The organism is Shewanella sp. NKUCC06_TVS (assembly GCF_019345515.1).
Classification (GTDB): Bacteria; Pseudomonadota; Gammaproteobacteria; order Enterobacterales; family Shewanellaceae; genus Shewanella; species Shewanella oncorhynchi.
The window spans coordinates 181356-198571 of record NZ_JAHKQX010000005.1 but is presented as its reverse complement, the minus strand read 5'-3'; the positions used below and the strand labels follow the sequence as shown (position 1 = coordinate 198571).

At 42.4% G+C, this 17216-nt stretch carries 14 protein-coding genes; 7 read left to right on the top strand and 7 right to left on the bottom strand.

The features are described 5' to 3' along the window. Nucleotides 1–77: 77 nt before the first annotated feature. Together dacB and KO531_RS07800 are read right to left on the bottom strand one after the other, a co-directional pair. Complete coding sequence (gene dacB, locus KO531_RS07805; RefSeq protein ID WP_219250827.1) at nucleotides 78–1571, bottom strand: D-alanyl-D-alanine carboxypeptidase/D-alanyl-D-alanine-endopeptidase; 1494 nt, start codon at nucleotides 1569–1571, stop codon at nucleotides 78–80. A gap of 59 nt (nucleotides 1572–1630) precedes the next feature. Beyond that, the gene (locus KO531_RS07800) at nucleotides 1631–1807 is read right to left on the bottom strand and encodes a hypothetical protein (RefSeq protein ID WP_006081710.1); all 177 of its coding nucleotides are present in this window, start codon (nucleotides 1805–1807) and stop codon (nucleotides 1631–1633) included. A 429-nt stretch (nucleotides 1808–2236) separates the two neighbouring features. Between KO531_RS07800 and KO531_RS07795 the strand changes: the two genes are divergently transcribed. After that, nucleotides 2237–2569 carry a DUF1904 domain-containing protein gene (locus KO531_RS07795; protein WP_028759882.1) on the top strand — a complete coding sequence of 111 codons (333 nt, stop codon included), beginning with the start codon at nucleotides 2237–2239 and terminating at the stop codon, nucleotides 2567–2569. Between the two features lie 11 nt (nucleotides 2570–2580). Beyond that, nucleotides 2581–3894, top strand: a complete 1314-nt coding sequence (gene pssA, locus KO531_RS07790) for a CDP-diacylglycerol--serine O-phosphatidyltransferase (protein WP_219250826.1) — start codon at nucleotides 2581–2583, stop codon at nucleotides 3892–3894. 153 nt (nucleotides 3895–4047) lie between these two features. Here pssA and emrD read toward each other — a convergent pair whose 3' ends face one another. Both emrD and ampC read right to left on the bottom strand, forming a co-directional pair. Beyond that, entirely contained in the window at nucleotides 4048–5280 is a 1233-nt protein-coding gene (gene emrD, locus KO531_RS07785) for a multidrug efflux MFS transporter EmrD (protein ID WP_219250825.1), read from the bottom strand. A gap of 406 nt (nucleotides 5281–5686) precedes the next feature. After that, on the bottom strand, nucleotides 5687–6871 hold the full coding sequence (gene ampC, locus KO531_RS07780) for a class C beta-lactamase (RefSeq protein ID WP_219250824.1): 1185 nt from the start codon (nucleotides 6869–6871) through the stop codon (nucleotides 5687–5689). 397 nt (nucleotides 6872–7268) lie between these two features. Between ampC and KO531_RS07775 the strand changes: the two genes are divergently transcribed. Continuing rightward, complete coding sequence (locus KO531_RS07775; protein WP_219250823.1) at nucleotides 7269–8033, top strand: tRNA-uridine aminocarboxypropyltransferase; 765 nt, start codon at nucleotides 7269–7271, stop codon at nucleotides 8031–8033. Nucleotides 8034–8180: 147 nt separating this feature from the next. Here KO531_RS07775 and KO531_RS07770 read toward each other — a convergent pair whose 3' ends face one another. Both KO531_RS07770 and KO531_RS07765 read right to left on the bottom strand, forming a co-directional pair. Beyond that, complete coding sequence (locus KO531_RS07770; protein ID WP_219250822.1) at nucleotides 8181–10238, bottom strand: PhoX family phosphatase; 2058 nt, start codon at nucleotides 10236–10238, stop codon at nucleotides 8181–8183. A gap of 420 nt (nucleotides 10239–10658) precedes the next feature. Then, entirely contained in the window at nucleotides 10659–11774 is a 1116-nt protein-coding gene (locus KO531_RS07765; protein WP_219250821.1) for a tyrosine-type recombinase/integrase, read from the bottom strand. A gap of 571 nt (nucleotides 11775–12345) precedes the next feature. Between KO531_RS07765 and KO531_RS07760 the strand changes: the two genes are divergently transcribed. The 4 genes from KO531_RS07760 to KO531_RS07745 all read left to right on the top strand — a co-directional run bounded on the left by KO531_RS07760 (nucleotide 12346) and on the right by KO531_RS07745 (nucleotide 15985). Then, nucleotides 12346–12873: a hypothetical protein gene (locus KO531_RS07760; protein ID WP_173244767.1), complete on the top strand. Its 528-nt coding sequence runs from the start codon at nucleotides 12346–12348 to the stop codon at nucleotides 12871–12873. A 167-nt stretch (nucleotides 12874–13040) separates the two neighbouring features. Continuing rightward, complete coding sequence (locus KO531_RS07755; protein WP_131524713.1) at nucleotides 13041–13379, top strand: hypothetical protein; 339 nt, start codon at nucleotides 13041–13043, stop codon at nucleotides 13377–13379. A gap of 349 nt (nucleotides 13380–13728) precedes the next feature. Next, nucleotides 13729–15717 (top strand): RecQ family ATP-dependent DNA helicase, encoded by a 1989-nt coding sequence (locus tag KO531_RS07750; RefSeq protein ID WP_131524715.1) that lies wholly within the window; start codon nucleotides 13729–13731, stop codon nucleotides 15715–15717. Beyond that, a complete protein-coding gene (locus tag KO531_RS07745) occupies nucleotides 15710–15985 on the top strand; it encodes a hypothetical protein (protein ID WP_028759892.1) in 276 nt (91 codons plus the stop codon). The genes KO531_RS07750 and KO531_RS07745 overlap by 8 nt, the downstream gene beginning before the upstream one ends. An 86-nt stretch (nucleotides 15986–16071) precedes the next feature. Here the strand turns inward: KO531_RS07745 and eco are convergent, their stop codons facing one another. Next, entirely contained in the window at nucleotides 16072–16623 is a 552-nt protein-coding gene (gene eco, locus KO531_RS07740; RefSeq protein WP_219250820.1) for a serine protease inhibitor ecotin, read from the bottom strand. Nucleotides 16624–17216: the final 593 nt, after the last annotated feature.

Sequence of the window (17216 nt, the reverse complement as noted above, 5' to 3'; positions counted from 1 at the left end):
ATAAAAACTGAAAAAGCACTGATGACTCAGTGCTTTTTTATGCAAGTTTTTTACTCTGTAGCGATTAATTAATGACTCTAGTGAGCCGCAGTATTCACAGTCGCAGTGGTTGATGACGGTTGCAGCACTGAAATCAATTGTTTAAGAAACTCGGCATTGAATGAGGGGTTATGCTGATTTTTTAATTCAGGGCTCATGCCATTCTCAAGGACCACAAACAGGGTGTCGTTATGCTGGGGCAAACGGATAAAGCCCGCTAAGTTAGACACGCCTTGCATCGAGCCTGTTTTAGCAAAAATTTGCTGTTTAAGCGGCGGCTTGTTGTAGCCCATACGATATCTTAAGGTGCCGCTGATCCCTGCCTGTGGCAGACTCGTGATTAACGGACTAAAGCGGCTATCTTGGTGGATTAGCGCCAACACCGCGGCTAACTGCTTGGCATTGAGTAAGTTATAGCGTGACAATCCTGAACCATCCACAATATTGGCGTTACTCAAATCTATGCCTAAATTCGTTAAAATTCGCTGCATGGCAGCGGCACCATTGGTAAAGCTGCCTTGGGTCTTAAAATAACTTTTACCAAGTTGCTTAAAAAGGCTATCGGCAATCAAATTATCTGACTTGAGCAGCATAGTCTCGAGCAGCTCAGGTAAGGGCGCCGAGCTATGGCTGGCAATTAGTTTTGCCTTTTGGGGTAAGCTAGTGCCGAGTTGTACTTTACCCGCAAGAGACATCTCGCCTTTAAGTAGGGAGGTGAGGTTATCTTGGGCAAATTTGAACGGATCGCTGATCGCAATCGCCAGTGGTATTGCCTCACCGCCAGGATAACAGCCGCGTAAATGGTAGTTATTTTGACCTAATCTGACCATATCAAGTTGGCAAAATTCGCGGCTCGCCTTTTGGTCAAACACCGCATCGCTGCTGATTTTAACTCCATAACTTCCTGCACGCAGACTTACCTGTGAAGGTTTGTTGGTAGAGCTTGGGCTAAACTGACCATAGACGCAGTTCTGATTGATAATATAACTCGACACTGGCGCGGCAAAACAAATGCCTAAGTCATCCCATACCCAACCGGGAGCTTGCAATTGTTCCTGTTTATCGCCGAGCAAATACAGATGTCCATCAATGCGATTAATGCCTTGTTTTACGAGATTGGCAAAAATGGCCTTGAGATCGGCTTGAGTCAGCGTGGGATCGCCACTAAAACGCAGATAAGCACTGCCTGCGATATGGCCCTTGCGTATCGGTGCATCTGTCCATAATTGTGTGACATAACGAAAATCAGGCCCAAGCTGAGCCATAGCACTGACTGCCGTGAGCAGCTTTTGGGTACTGGCTGGAATAAACAAGGTCTCAGCTTGTTGGCTATAGATCACTTGATTGTTCGACATATTCATTGCCAGTAAGGCGATTTGTGAATGTCGAGGGCTGATCTTACTGATTGCTTGGCTAAGCGAAGTGGTTTGAGCACTTATCGGCCTAGAATCATGTTGCTCTGCATAGGCCATATTATGACTTGCGGCTAGGAGCAGGCCGGCATATAGAGTGGTTTTCAGTAACGTTTCCATGTTAGCTATTGGCCATTTTTATCAAAACATCATTAAGATTAGGTTGGTATTGTGTGCGGTTAATCCTCACTGCTGCCGTCATCCTTTTCCATCAAGCGATATAAACGTAGGGTAACAAACAATACCAGCCCAATAAACAACGGCAGGATGAGTAACCCTAACTGGGTTTTAAAATGGAAAATACCCCAAGCAAACAGCAATGTCAGTGCTAACGTCAGCAGAATTTTTTTGTTCATAGTCTTAATCTTGTATCGTGTGGTCTAATCGCAAATAGGCGGTTTAGTTTACGCTAAATCACTGGATTCGGGGTGAATGAAATGGGTTTGAAGATTATTTTGTGATTTGGCAGACATTTTGGGTGCAGTTCAGTGAAATTTGGACTGATTTGTAGCGTTAAAAATCCCCCTATTTAGGGGCAACATATTGTGTGGACGGGCAAATAATGCCGAGAATACTCGCCGTAAAATGCGATTTCAAGCAAGGATAAATGAAGAAGATTTTTAGGTAAATCGGTGCACTGAAGTGGAATAAAATCGCGTGAGGTCAAATTACCAGCAAAACCGTTAGGTTTAACAAGACTTTTGGGAGAAAAGTCTTGCCGAGACGAGGTGAAGTCGGTAATTTCTACCCCTTACGATTTTAGGTTCTTAGGTAACAACTAAACCATGCCACATATTAGTATGCGCGGCTTACCACAAGCGGTCGTTGCAGCGTTCAGCCAAACATTACTGCAGTCATTGGCGGATATATGTAAAGGTAATGCAGAGAGTTTCACATTAGATTGGATCCCAAGCATCAGTTTTCGAAATGGAAAAATTGATCAACGCTTTGTCCAAGTTGAGTTACTCTGGTTCCCTAAGGACCCTGATATACATCTTAAAGTAGAACAAACGATCAGGTTGGCAGTGACAGAGGCCTATCCAGAGTTAACACATATTGCTGTGATGTTTTTATCACTGAATCCCAGTGCTTCCTATCGGGGTGGTCAGCATGTTTAAAGGAGGATGCCTTGCTAGATAAGCTTGGTGGAATAGCCGTTCAACCCGAGGCTTTAACGTGGTTGCTCACGCCATGCCGTTTCAAGGCAGAATTACTCGCTCGTATTGCGAGCGCCAAGCACAGTATTTATATTGCGGCGCTGTATTTAGAAGATGACGAAGCGGGTCGTGAGATATTACAAGCCCTCATGGATGCCAAAGCGATAAATCCAACGCTTGATATCAAAGTGTTAGTCGATTTTCACCGTGCGAGACGTGGCTTGATTGGCCATAAAGGTGATAGCGGCAACTATTTGATGTACCGTAGAGTTATGGCTGAAGCCGAACATCCCATCGATATCTTAGGTGTACCCGTCAAATCCCGTGAATTTATGGGTGTGTTGCATCTTAAGGGATTTATTATCGATGATGCCGTGATTTATAGCGGTGCCAGTCTCAATAATATCTATTTGCAACAACACGATAAGTACCGTTTCGATCGTTATCACTTGATTGAGTCAGCCGAATTAGCGCGCAGTATGCGCGCGATGATCCAGAAAAATATCATTTTTGATCCAGCTGTGTGTTCATTAACGCAAGATGCTGAGCAAGAAGTGCTACCACCAAAGACGGACATGCGTAGCTTTAAGCTGAGACTGTCTGACGCTGAGTATCAGTTTAAGGAGACACGTGATGGCAATCGCATCACGCCGTTACTTGGGCTAGGACGTAAGAAAAACTTGCTCAATAAAGTGGTTGTCGCCTTGGTGGAAGAGTCAAAAGACTCGCTGTTTATTTGCACGCCCTATTTTAATCCGCCGTACATTTTAGTGCGCGCTTTAGCGAAGCATTTACGCAATGGCAAACGCATCGATATCGTTGTGGGCGACAAGACGGCTAACGATTTTTATATTCCGCCAGAGCAGGATTTCTCAACCATAGGTGCATTGCCCTATATGTATGAGCAATCATTGCGTAAGTTCGCTAAACGCCAACAGTGGGCGATTGATAATGGTCAGCTGAATATCCATTTGTGGAAACATGGTATCAACAGTTATCACCTCAAGGGCATCAGTGCCGACGGTAATAAGCATTTGATCACAGGCTCGAACTTGAATCCAAGAGCTTGGGCGCTGGATCTTGAGAATGGTTTGTTGATCCAAGATGAAATTGGCTGCTGGAAAGCCCAGTTTGAAGCCGAGCAGGCACATATTCTGGAACACACACAGCGGTTATATCACTACAGCCAAGTGGATACCTTACAGAGCTATCCCGCGCCAGTGAAGAAGATCATGACCCGAATTCGTCGCCTTAAAGCTGACTTTTTACTGCGTCGCATTCTGTAACGATTAAAGCTATAGAAGCAATAAATTAATCGAGATTTTTGATTTATTACAGTGTCTTATCGATTTAAAAAGCCCACAACAATGTGGGCTTTTTTTTGACTGATGGTAATAGATTTAGCTTAAACCAAGAATTGTCGCTTCAAATCATATCCATTAAATCTGTGGCATTAAATTCTGGTGAGTATCATTTTGATCTTTGGCGTAATACAGAGACAGGATCACTAAAACCACCATCACAGCACTTAATAAACCTATGCTCAACTGGCCGCCCATAGGCACTAAAGACATAGTTAATGCGGCAAGTCCGGCACCAAAATTTTGTAATCCCCCCAGTAATGCGCCCGCAATCCCCGCCTGACGTGGAAATGGCTCTAACGCAGCAGATGTTAGGGTAGGGAACAGCATGCCTGCACCACTGAAGAATAAAATCGATCCAACAAGTAAACTCCAGCCGACCACTAAATTAAAAAGACCTGGGATCAACATAAATAATGCGCCAGCACCGAGTAACGCAACACCTTGGTAAACAACCCTTTGTGGCTTATTCTGTCGGCCCGCGATGAGTGCCCCCAGTAAGTAGCCAGGAATTGGCGCAACAAAATAACAACTGACCATAAAAGGTGTCAGTCCGAGATATTGGCCATAGAGTACGCCAGCAATGGCTTCAAACGCCGCAATACCGGCAAAGGTGGCGATCAATGAAAATAAATAAGCGCGAAACGCTCTATGGCGCAGGACATGCTTATAGGATTTGAAAACGGCTTGATGTTCCCGTTGCGCCTTAGGTAAAGACTCTTTAAAGAGGAATATTAACAACAGCCAGACCACGACACCGAATACCGCTAATACCCAGTATACGGCTTGCCAGCCGAAATAGGCTGCACTGGCGCTGCCGATAAATGGTGCAAGCAAAGGTAAAAACACCACAGCCATAGAGACATAGCTATTAAATGTTACCAGTCGGTCGCCAAAGTAATGATCGCGGGGAATGCTCCGGCATAATGCGCCTGCGCTGGCTGTGCCTAATCCTTGGATAAGGCTTGCCATTATCAGTTGGTTAAAACTTGTGGCCTTCGCCGCGAACACAGCGCCTAGAACGAAAATTGCGATACCCACGATGAGTGGCATTTTACGGCCAACGCGATCTGACACTGGGCCATACACAAATTGAAACATCCCGTAGGAGAGTAAGTAACAGGCCATCACGGCTTGTAGTTGGCTGGCGTCCACATGGAGCCCGAGTGCGATTTGTGGAAGGGCAGGTACAAAAATCGTCTGCGCCATTTGGCCACAGGCGACCATAAAGACAATCATTAACAGTAGGCTAGACTGACTCGCCGCTGGAGCGACATCGTGATGAATAGGAGAATGTGGCGTGCCTGACATGATATTTCCGAAAAAGGTCACTTAAGGTATTTAGCTTATCTTACTCCCTAAAAGTGTCACTTCAAGTATCAATCATATTGATTTAACGAAATAATTTTTAATGCGATGCATAAGTTTTTATCCTGATTTTAAGCTGTAAAGCTAAACTTACGATAGGTTATTTGTCTGTTAACTAGGTCGAATAATTGCAAATGAATTAATACTCAGATTAACCCTTCACTGCCTATTTTCTTACATGGGAGTTTGCTTAAAAATATTGGCTATTAAGAGATTGGAGGTAAGTAAGTGGATAAGGTGCTTAATACAAGCCACCCTAAAAAAATCACGCTAAAAGGAACAAATAAGAAAGGAGATAGCGAATCAGCCTATCTCCTTATCTCCTTTAATAGTCGCGACTAGCAAGATGCTATTTTTGTAATTTCTCTATGCCCGTTAAAATCTGATACCCCACAGTCACCCGAGGCGGTACGGGATAATTTTTATTGCTTAACAATACTATGCCAAGCTTTTGCGCGGGAATAAAGGCTGCATAAGCGGCAAAACCGCCAGTAGAGCCGGTTTTATTAATCCACACATTTTGCTGCGGCGCGAGGGGCGGTACTATGGGTTTAACTGGCGTACTGCCAAATACGACTTCCTGAGTGTGACCCTCAAGTATTTTATCAAGATCAATAGGATATGAGTAATGCTCCCAAATCATATCTTGGGTCATCACACCGACATCAAAGTATCCCGTGTGGGTCTCATCGAGTGCCGTTTGCAGTGGTTTGGCAATTGGGTGCATTTGCATATTGGCCTCAACAAATTGCAGTAAATCCTTTGCTGAGGTTTTAACGCCATAAGCTTCATCGGCTAATACCCCAGGATTGACCCGCACTGGCATGTCTTGCTTATCGTAGCCTTGGGCATAATCGGCCATTTTACTGCTCGGAACGTTAATATAGCTGCTTGTCATGCCCAATTGTGGAAATAGTGTTTGCTCAAGTGCTTGTGGAAAAGTTTGCCCTAAACTCTGCGCGGCAATCATGCCGAGCAGCCCAATACTCGGATTGGCGTAATTTCTGTGGGTTCCCGCGGCAAATGACGGTTGCCAATGCTTAAGGTAATCCATTAACTCTGCGTTATTAGTGACCTTATCAGGAACTTGCATCGGCAAATCACCCGCTGTGTGGGTGGCTAAATTGATGAGACTAATCTTATCAAAATGACTGCCTTTTAATGCTTGAATATAATCACTGGCCATATCCGTGAGTGTTAATTTACCTTCGCCCTGTGCATAGTTAGCCAGTGTTGCGGTAAAGGTTTTACTGATAGAGCCAATCTCGAACAGGGTATCTTCAGTCACACTTTGCCCGGAGGTTTTAGAACTGACGCCATACTGATAAAAAAACTGCTTACCTTCTATGGTGACGCCAATCACTGCGCCGGGAATAGCGTACTCGGCCATCAAAGGTTTCACCGCCGAATCTACAAGAGTTTGTATTTCTTTGGTATTAAGTGTTTTGGCTGCAGTGGCATGAGAGAATAGGGCCGCAGAGATGAGGATGCCGTTTAGTAGTGGTATTAAAGCGATCGGGGCTTTTGGGTGCATAATTGACCTTTCATTGAGATTGTATTTGTAGAGTAGATTTTCGCATGATATTAGGGCAATTCCACACTAAGTTAAGTCATTACTGATATTTAGTTTCAATACTCTCCCAATAAGTAAGTTAAACGTTAATTTGGTCGGTTTAGTGTTGCATACTAAGTGGCAACACAGATTAATACATTACAGATGTTTTAAGAGATGGTTGCTCTGTGCTCTTAAATTATCTCACTGGCGTTAGGCTGCAGATGAAACCATCAACCACTGACACCGGCCTTTTATCACGATAATGTATTGTGCGATTGCACCATTGATGGCCAAGGGATAAACTGCGCCACCGCGATTAAAAGTGCTAACTGATGTGGTCGCGATCCTTAATAAGTTTGATAGAGAATTGGTTTTTATGGCTTTAGCCCCCCATGCAGTGCACCATTTATATCAGTACCGTAAGTCTATTTCGACTAAACCCTTTGGTGCCCGCGGTAAAAAACTGATCCGCTGTCCATTATGTCTCTTAGGTGAGCAGTTCTGTACCTGTGCGCTACGCCGTCAGTTAGATACTCACGCCAGTTTTCTGCTGATTATGTATAACGATGAGGTGTTAAAGCCGACTAATAGTGGACGACTCATAGCGGATCTTATCCCTGATACCCACGCCTACATTTGGTCACGTACAGAACCTGAAGCTGAGCTGCTTGCTTTGCTTAATTCGCCGCAATATCAACCCTATTTAGTGTTTCCTGCCCAGTATGCAGAGCAAGGGCAAACCGTACTAAACCAAGTGCCGATGTCGACATTGGCCGAAGGTAAACGGCCGCTGCTAATCATGCTCGATGGCAGTTGGCGTGAAGCGATTAAAATGTTCCGTAAGAGTCCTTACTTACAATCACTGCCGTTGCTTTCCTTCGATCCCGACACGCTCGCGACCTATGCATTGCGTAAAGGTAGTCATGATTTTCAACTTGGCACCGCCGAGGTGGCATCATTGGCTTTAGGAGCGATTGGCGAAGCGGCTAATGGCAAAGCCTTAAGTACTTGGTTTGATTTGTTTGTTGAATCTTCCTTACTTGGCCGCAATCGCCGTTGCCGTGAGGACCTTCTGCCAATTACAGATTTTACCGATGCTTTTGAACTTGCCTTTGAACAAGCAAGTCGTAGTAAGAGTTAATCGATGTTGGATTTAATCTATTTTGAAAAAGGCTAGTTAACTATCTTCTTAAATAATAAATCCCCTACAGTGAGGGGATTTTTTATGTGTAGCAATTAACTTATAGGAACTTCATATTAAGAAGATACCTCGCACAAGCATAATTGTTTATACCGCGACTTCTTTACCATCTAACTTACGGATAACGACCGTAGCGGCGCGAGGGCGTAATGTCGTGCCCGCAGGCGTTTTTTCAGCGGCATTGGACGAATAAGGCCAATTACCGGGATGCTGAATGTTAGCAAAAACAGATGTGTAATCAGGGCTAATAGCAAAACCCGTAACCTCACAGTCGTTTGGTCCAACGAAGAAACGCTTTAATTCCATTTGGTTATCAGCCGTTACGCCGAGCTGTTTCTCTTGGCCATCAACAAGCGTTGAAGGCACTATTGCTAGCATCTGATCGTTGGTTTCTTCTGCGACATCCTTGGCTCCATTGTCGGTTTGAACCCACAAAATACCGCGTTGATCGAAGGCCAAACCGTCTGGGCTGGCAAATTGGTTAAGATCCGTTAAGCCTGATAAGTTTGTCTCTGCGTTACCATCACTTGGTGATCCGAATACGAAGATATCCCATGTAAATTCAGTATCTTTGTCACTTTCATCCCAACGAATAATATGGCCAAAGTGGTTTTTCAATCTTGGGTTCGCTGGATTGGTTTCAGTTCGTTTTGAGTTGTTGGTCAGGGTCAAATAAATTGAACCAGTGAAAGGATCGACAGCACACCATTCAGGGCGATCCATAGGTGTTGCACCAACAAGATCCGCTGCGCCAGCGGTGTTCAAAATAATCTCGGCTAAGCTAGCGAAAGTATTGCCTAGGGTTTTTCCGTCCGTAGTCTGGCTATCTAAGGTTAAAGGCAACCAAACACCACCACCATTTGCATTAAACTTAGCTGCATATAAAGTACCTTCATTCATATACTTATCGCCAGTTTGTATGCGATTGCTGCTGTCAGCATCTTTTGCATCCCACGCCGCGGCCGAGACAAATTTATATAAGTATTCGAATTGTGAATCGTGACCAGAATAGAATACTACTGGCTTACCTTCGGTTAGCTTGCCAAAGGTACATCCCTCATGGCGGAAACGACCAAGCGCGGTACGTTTTACTGCGCGCGATGTTGGATTGAAAGGGTCAATTTCAACAATATAACCGTGACCATTCGCTTCATTACGATAGTCATCTTGAGCACTTGCGCCTTTTGGCGTGACATCAAAACGCGCGAACTCATCGAGACGTTCTTCATCATGACCTGCAAGATCATCCCAGCCATAACGTGTGCTGGTTTTGCTGATCCCAATGCGATTTTGCTCGGCAGTTAACGTACCACGGTTTGCGAAGTAGCCTGGCCAGTTTTCTTCACAGGTTAAATAAGTGCCCCAAGGCGTGTAACCATTGCCGCAGTTATTTAATGTACCGCGAGCCTGACTACCGTCGGGAGAGTAGCGGGTTTCGAGTAGAGAAGAGTAGGCGAGAGGACCACTAATATCCATTACAGTCGCACCGGTGAATCGGCGGTTATGGTTATCATTGCTAACCACTTCCCATTGATTATTAACCAGTTTTATACGTACAACCGATACGCCATGGGCGTTGATTTCTTTACGTACCTCATCGATAATCGTGCGCAAACCTGAAGTAGGATCAAAAGTTTGTCCTGCAGGATGTAATGCAACTTCATCAATATATTCATGGTTAATGCAAAGTAAACCGTCATTACCCGTATCATTTAATGGAAAGAAATGCATGCCATCGTGGTGCATACCGACTGAGTTCGCTTGGTCATCGGCAGTGTTACTACCATCGCTTTTCCATGGTGCTGCTTTTGCATTTAATGGCGTGCCCCATGGTGCAAGTACCTGCGCTGTATAGCCTTCTGGCACAACGACGGCATCTAAACGAGAACCCGCAACTGACGTAAAGTTTAGCTTGGCGGTACTTTTTGTCGGTGGCAAAGGTGTCACTGGATCAACAGGTTTTGTAACGGGTGTGTCATCTGATCCGCAAGCAGTTAAGCCTACACTGGCAAAAGCTGTCATAGCACTGAGGCCTAAACCACTTTTTACGAAGTTACGGCGAGATAAATGTTTATCCAACACTTGGTTAAATGGCTCGTTATTACTTTTATTATAAAGTGTAGGATCAAAGGTGGCCTTACTCATATATTACTCCGGCTAGTACGATGGATTAAATTTCGTGACTAAGGCTAAAGTATCAATATGACAATAAAGATGATTTTATATTACAATAATACTGCAGTGAGCAATAAACCCGATATGCTATAAAAATGTTAACCAGCAGTTTGCTATGGTCTAAGCTGCTGAGGTCAAAGTACCTCGATTAGGATTTTTATTCTGCTATGATGTCAAATCTTGTGTCACAGATAAAAATATATAATGTGAAGTTATTGCTTTAATTATTTTTCAAATTAAAAATTGGAAATAATTTTAATATAATTACTGAATATCATTTTTTTTCATAAACATGATAGATTTATATTTAACGTTAAAATTGCTATTTTATTTTAGGTAAAAGACTAACTGATTCTTATCGAGTCATGATCTAGTTTAGTCTTTTGTGTTTTAGTCTCTTGGTTTTAAATAATGGCGAAGTGAGCGCGGATCGGTATGGCCAGTTCTGGCCATAATGTATAAATGATCTTTATCATTTTCATGGAGTTGAGTGACACAACCACTACGCAGACTGTGGGCACCATAAAATTTTGCAGGTAGGCCCGCTTTTGTGCAATATTTTTTAATGATGCGATAAATATCATCTCCCGTGAGAAAACCACTATTTTTATGTAAACTTGAATTAGCTTCAGAGTGATGTTCTACTATTTGATAAGGGCGTAAATATTTCCCATCACGGGAAAGCGATCTAAATAAATGTCCATCCTCTATATTGGCTAGTGATAACCAATTTTTTACCGCGTTGAGTGCTGCAAAAGGTTCATGATCCGGCAGGTCTTTCCATTCCCGTTGGCCTTGCTGATTACTCTTCGAATAAGGTAGGCGAACTTTTAGCTTATTGCGTAAAAAACTGACATATTGAACTTTTATATCTGCAAGTTCAGAACGGCGAAACCCACCTTGTAATCCTAACTGAATAATGGCTTTGTCTCTTGCTCGGGTTAATGGCTGCACTTGTTCATCGATAGCTTGAATGAGCATTTCCACTTCATCATACATAATCGGTTGTTGATCATAATCACTCACATGGCGAGATTGATTTCTACTTAAACCGCGCATCACTCTGATCACCAGAGGGTGCTCGGTAGGTGAGTGGAATCCCGCTTGAATATGGTGGTAGCGAATCGCCGCGAGTCGAGTCGTTAATGTCTGTTTAGAAAGTTGTACTCCAGTACTCTCTTGGATCAATTCTTTCTGATAACCAATAAATGAAATCACGCTACGGGGATCTGCGGGCAGAGCCTGCAGTTGGTGTTCGGCACAATAACGGCTAAATAGACTAAAGCTCGTATTATAAACACGGCGGGTGTTGGCTGAAATTTCATATTCAGTTTCTTCGGCAGCACTTAAATAATCACTTCGAACAGATTGTGGCAGGAAAGTCTCTTCAAAAAAACGTGGCTGTTCAGCACGGTTATTATTGTGATGATCTGATCTAGTCACTCTTTCATTCGATACATTGGTGTTATTTTGAGCATTACTATTTGTCCGGATCATTTTAGACATGCCGTTGAAGTCACCTGATATCGAATTAAGAAGGCTTAATTATACGCAAATCACGCCTACATCTACCAGTGATAATCGTCATTATCACTGGTAGAGTGCTTATTTGTTTAAATAATCCTCTTTTATCAGAGGAGGGGGCATTAAATAACATTTAGCTGGATTATTTAGTTTAAAAAACAGCCAAGATAAACCTATTCTAACAATGGCGATTAATTAAGCGGATATAAAATTAAAGGCAATGATAGTATGAAATTCGTACTTTCTCTATGCAGTGGTTTCGAACTTAGTTAGTCACAGATGCATAATTTTAAAGAATGGTTTAACCATTTTATTGGCTTTGTTGAATGGAATGCCGCTAAACTAGGCTTGTATGTTGGATGAAATTTAAGCTAATAAGTACAACAGCTTATTGTGTATTTGACCTGATATGAGTTGAGTTAGAAGCACAAGGAATCGATATCACACACAAAAAATGGTTGAACCATATATTAATACTTATCGATTTGTACTAGCATAAGGACCGATTTATTTCATCTGCATTAGACGCATGCTTAGCTAAAGAAACGTATTTATGGAACCGCAAGCCTGGATATATCAACAAGACAAACCAACAGCAGGGAGAAAATTATTATTGCTTGAGGAAGCAGAATTAATTTTTGCCTTACCCTTAATTTATCGCCTTATCAATCCTGAAGCTGTGGCATCTAAACCGGATTGGTTTTGTGACGCTGAGTTACAAACGGTTTTCTATACTAAGTTGGTGACACAACTAAATGAATTGGTCCGATTACGCAAAAAGGCACTGCGGATCGACAACGAGCTTACTAATGTAAACAAAATGCTCAATCAGTATTTTACTGATTTTGGCTGGCGTATGGTTCGCAAAGAATTATCTCAAATAAAAAAACGGCAAAAAAAGTCTCATATTGAGCTGAGCAGGGATATTATTTTGAGGTTAAAACGTTATATGGAAACTCAAAAGTTAGACAGTTTTGACCAAGCCATTGATACCCTATTGTCAGAGCATAATGAAAATATTTCGCTTAATGTTTTACAACATACTGATGAGGATGTTGTAGACGACATTGTTGATGAATAGAACAAAAAAACGCGGATCTATATTTTGAAGAATATGATTTTAAAGTTGTTTTATTGCCTAAAATGGATCATCTAATAAGGGTAAGTTAGCCGTGACTTATCTGTGCAGACACGTAAAATTACTGTTAAGATCTTATATTTACGACTAGATAACGCGGGGCATTAGAGATGAGTTTAAGTATTGTAAACGATAGGAAAATTGCGGTTTTATGCCGAATTGAACCTGGCTGTCTCGGACCTGATGGCGTAGATCATATTGAGGCTTTTTGTGCTTTAGCCCAGAAAGCGATGCAACATTTTGACGTCGATGTCGGCACTTGGGTATTGATCCCAAGATATGATAAAACCTTAGAAGAGATGCAATATAGTCTTGCAAATAAGCTGCTTTCGCGTGAGCAGGCAACTAAATATTTAGTCTCTATAGGCCGTGACATTGATGGTTTTGAAGAAAGATTTCAGGACAAACTGACGTCGCTGATCAATCTATATCTTGCTAGAAAACCTTAAATGCTCAATTTATCGGAGATGTATTTTTTACTGAGATTCATCTGACGTCTTGTTTTTTTCATAGGAGATATAGGATTTATATTTTTACAAATCGGTTTTATTTTCATATTTAATTGCTGACTAAAAAAGTAAATTAATTATATACTAATCATAGTTTTGCAACAAAATTCGCACCTATAATTACGCTGCTGATGAGCAGTTAAGTTGGCTTGAAAACTCAGTTGTTGCTAATTAACTCCGTAAAGTACGTCAAAATTTGCTAGACTAGTCGACTCACTTAATGCTGAATCTTTTTCTTGCGGTATGCCCGAATTTTGTGGGTGGTAAGGATAAGTGTAAAGGACGGTTGATGTTCAATCCCATTCCGGAAACCAATCCATACGTTAGTTTATTGCAGCAGGATTTCGGGTTTTCTGAATTTCGTCCTGGTCAAGCGCAAACGATAACACAACTGTTGGCGGGGGAGTCGAGTTTAGCGATTTTTCCGACGGGTTCTGGTAAATCCCTTTGTTATCAATTTACAGCATTGCAGTTACCCCATTTGAGTTTAGTGATTTCGCCTTTACTCGCCTTGATGAAAGATCAGCTGGAATTTTTACAATCTAAGGGAATTCATGCGGCCAGCATAGATTCAACCTTAAGCGCCGAGCAGAGTCAGCAAGTGATGGCTGATGCGCGCTCTGGCAAGCTGAAAATCTTGATGGTGTCGGTGGAACGTTTCAAAAATGAACGTTTTCGGCAATTTATTCAATCGGTTCCGCTGTCCATGCTGGTCGTCGATGAGGCGCATTGTATTTCAGAGTGGGGCCATAATTTTCGGCCCGATTATCTTAAATTGCCCGACTATCGGCGCGAGCTTGAGATCCCGCTGGTACTGTTATTGACGGCCACAGCAACACGTAAAGTGAAACTGGATATGGCCAAGCGCTTTGATATTGCGCCTGAACACATAGTGCAAACGGGATTTTATCGACCCAATTTAGATTTGACTGTTCTGCCTGTATCAACGCAAGAGAAGAATGCCTTACTGGTTAACCAGATTGCATCATTCTCAGGTGCCGGCATTGTGTATGTGACTTTGCAGCAAACCGCCGAAACGGTCGCACGACTCTTGAGCCAACAAGGTATAGTCGCCAGTGCCTATCATGCTGGATTTGAAGATGAAAAACGTCAACAAATTCAAAATGATTTTATGCAGGATAAGCTGCAAGTGGTGGTGGCAACCATCGCTTTTGGCATGGGAATCGATAAGAGCAATATTCGTTTTGTGATCCACTACGATTTGCCTAAATCCATTGAAAACTACAGCCAAGAAATCGGCAGAGCAGGGCGTGATGGTGCGTTATCCCATTGTGTCACTTTGGCCAATCTTGACGGGCTCAATACCGTTGAGAATTTTGTGTATGGCGATACGCCGGAGCGAGAAGGTATAGCGCAAGTCATTGAAGCAATTCGACTTGAACAAGATTCTGCTCAGTGGGAATGTCAGCTTAATGGCGTGTCGACGGCGAGTAATATTCGCCAGTTGCCGTTAAAAACGTTACTTGTGCAGCTAGAAATTCTAGGTGTGGTTAAGCCGTTATTTGCTTACTACGCCGATGTTAATTACAAATTTTTAGTGGATAAACATGTCATTCTGAGCCGCTTTAATCCAGAGCGGCAGGCCTTTTTGACGCAAATTTTTAATCATACGCAGATGAAGAAAATATGGGGCGCGTTAGATTTTGATGCCTTGTACAGTGCGACGGGCCATGAACGCAGTCGCGTGTTGGCCGCGCTGGAATATTTAGCTGAACATCAGTTGATTGAATTAGAAACCAAACGAATTACCGATGTGTATCGGGTGGATGTTGCCGCATTAGCGCGTCCGGAACTCATCGATGAGCTGTACCATTATTTTATCGATAAAGAGCAGAAAGAAATTGCGCGAATAGCGCAATTAGTCCGCTTTTTTGAACTTGAGACGTGCTTAAGCCACAATTTATCCCGTTATTTTGATGATAATGAGACGCCGGCTATCTGCGGTCATTGCAGTGTCTGCCGTGGTCATTTCGCTAAGTTGAGTTATTCGACGGAACCTACTTGGCCGACAGATCAGCAGATATTGGCTGATTTACATGAATTGAAGCACCATTTAACGGCCAAAGGCATAGATGCTTTATCACTTGATACCTATTGTCGTTGCCTCGCTGGTATGTCAGTTCCTTTGGTGAGTCGTTTTCAAGTGCGTAAGTTGAGTGGTTTCGGCCGCTGTGAAAAATTGAGATATGCTGAAATTAAACAGAAAGTTGAGTCACTGTTGTCGCAACTAGATGATAAAAGAGTTGAACATGAATAAGGCCGTAAAAAAGATGTTAGCCACCCATGAACATTTGGTTCACTCTGAAGGTGTGACTGTGGTTTCGCATATGCAAAGGGAAAAGGCGGAGTGGATACAACATACTGTTATGATTGAAGATTGTGACGTGCCGTTTAAATTTAGACGAGTCAAAAAGTATCGTAATCTGCAAGGGCAAAAGATCAATGTCATCTATTACCCAGAGACAGAAACTGTGGCAGGTTTTGAAATAGAAATTATGCAAGTCGTTAGAATTAAACGATTCTAGTTAATGCGCTTCGAGTCTTTGCTTTTATCAATCAGCAAAGACTCGAAGCGCATTTGATTGATGACGCAAGAGTTAAATTTGGCTATTTACTTGGAATATTGATAGGTTGAGTCTACTTTCCAAGTTCTGAAACGCAGTTCAGCGCCTTCTGGTAGATAAAACACCTTAGGCAAGCGACTGTCGTAGCGCATTTTTAGCTCAGCTGGAATACGTACAAAAGCTTCTTTCTTCGCCAATTCGAAACAGGCCATCATAGTGCTCGGGCCTTCAGCGATTTCATCTACTTGATAGTAGTTATAACCCCAACCTTGCACTGTCAGTTCCTTCAATTCCCCGTTTAATCCATGCTTATTGCAATCAACCATTTGAGTCTGACCAATTTGGATTTCGACCATGTAGTCATCTTCGTTTTCTAATTTAGGTAAACTTAAAATGTGCTGCACCATACCTGCTGCCGGAGCAGGGAACATCTTAGTAGCTTCCTGCGCGCTGTAATCTTTTGGATCGAAACGTTGAATACTGATCATAGGCGCATTTAACCCTGTTGGATGTGGTGGGCTCACCGCCGCGGCATTGAATGACAATAGTGCAAATGCAAGGGGAACAGCGCTAACGCTAAATAAGGTCTTCAATTTCATTTTGTTTCTCCTAATCGAACTGAATTGATGTCGATAAATTTGTCTGTGTTCTGCTCCCTATAAACGCAGCAGAGGTAAAAAAGGGTTAAATTATTCAATAAAAAATCGATTTTTTACCCAAATAATTTTTATCAATCTGAATAATAAGGGTTAATTACACTTTTCAATGACTTATTTTGTTAAGTTCTCAGCTATTTCAATTCTTTGCTGTGGCTGTTTTATGACTCATATCATGCGAAAAATATACGAAATATCCTAGATAAAAACCTTAAAACTTGGATTTCAACTTGCACTGAAAAGCCACCGCTGTGTCTGTCTATAACTGCGTAAGGCTGTAATAAAGCCAATCTAACTCAGCTATGTGAGCTGTTTTTACTCATAAATCAAGCGCTAATCCATTAAACCTTGCCTGATATCCTTTGCCTAGTCTAGCTGCCTATCTTAATTCACATATCAGTGTCTCGACTGATGGCAGGTGCGCAGATGCATTATGGGGATTCAAATACACGTTTAAAAGTTTGAAAACAGTATATCTTGATAAATAGTTAATTTGATCTTCATATATTTTGATTTTCAAACTATAATTCAAGCGA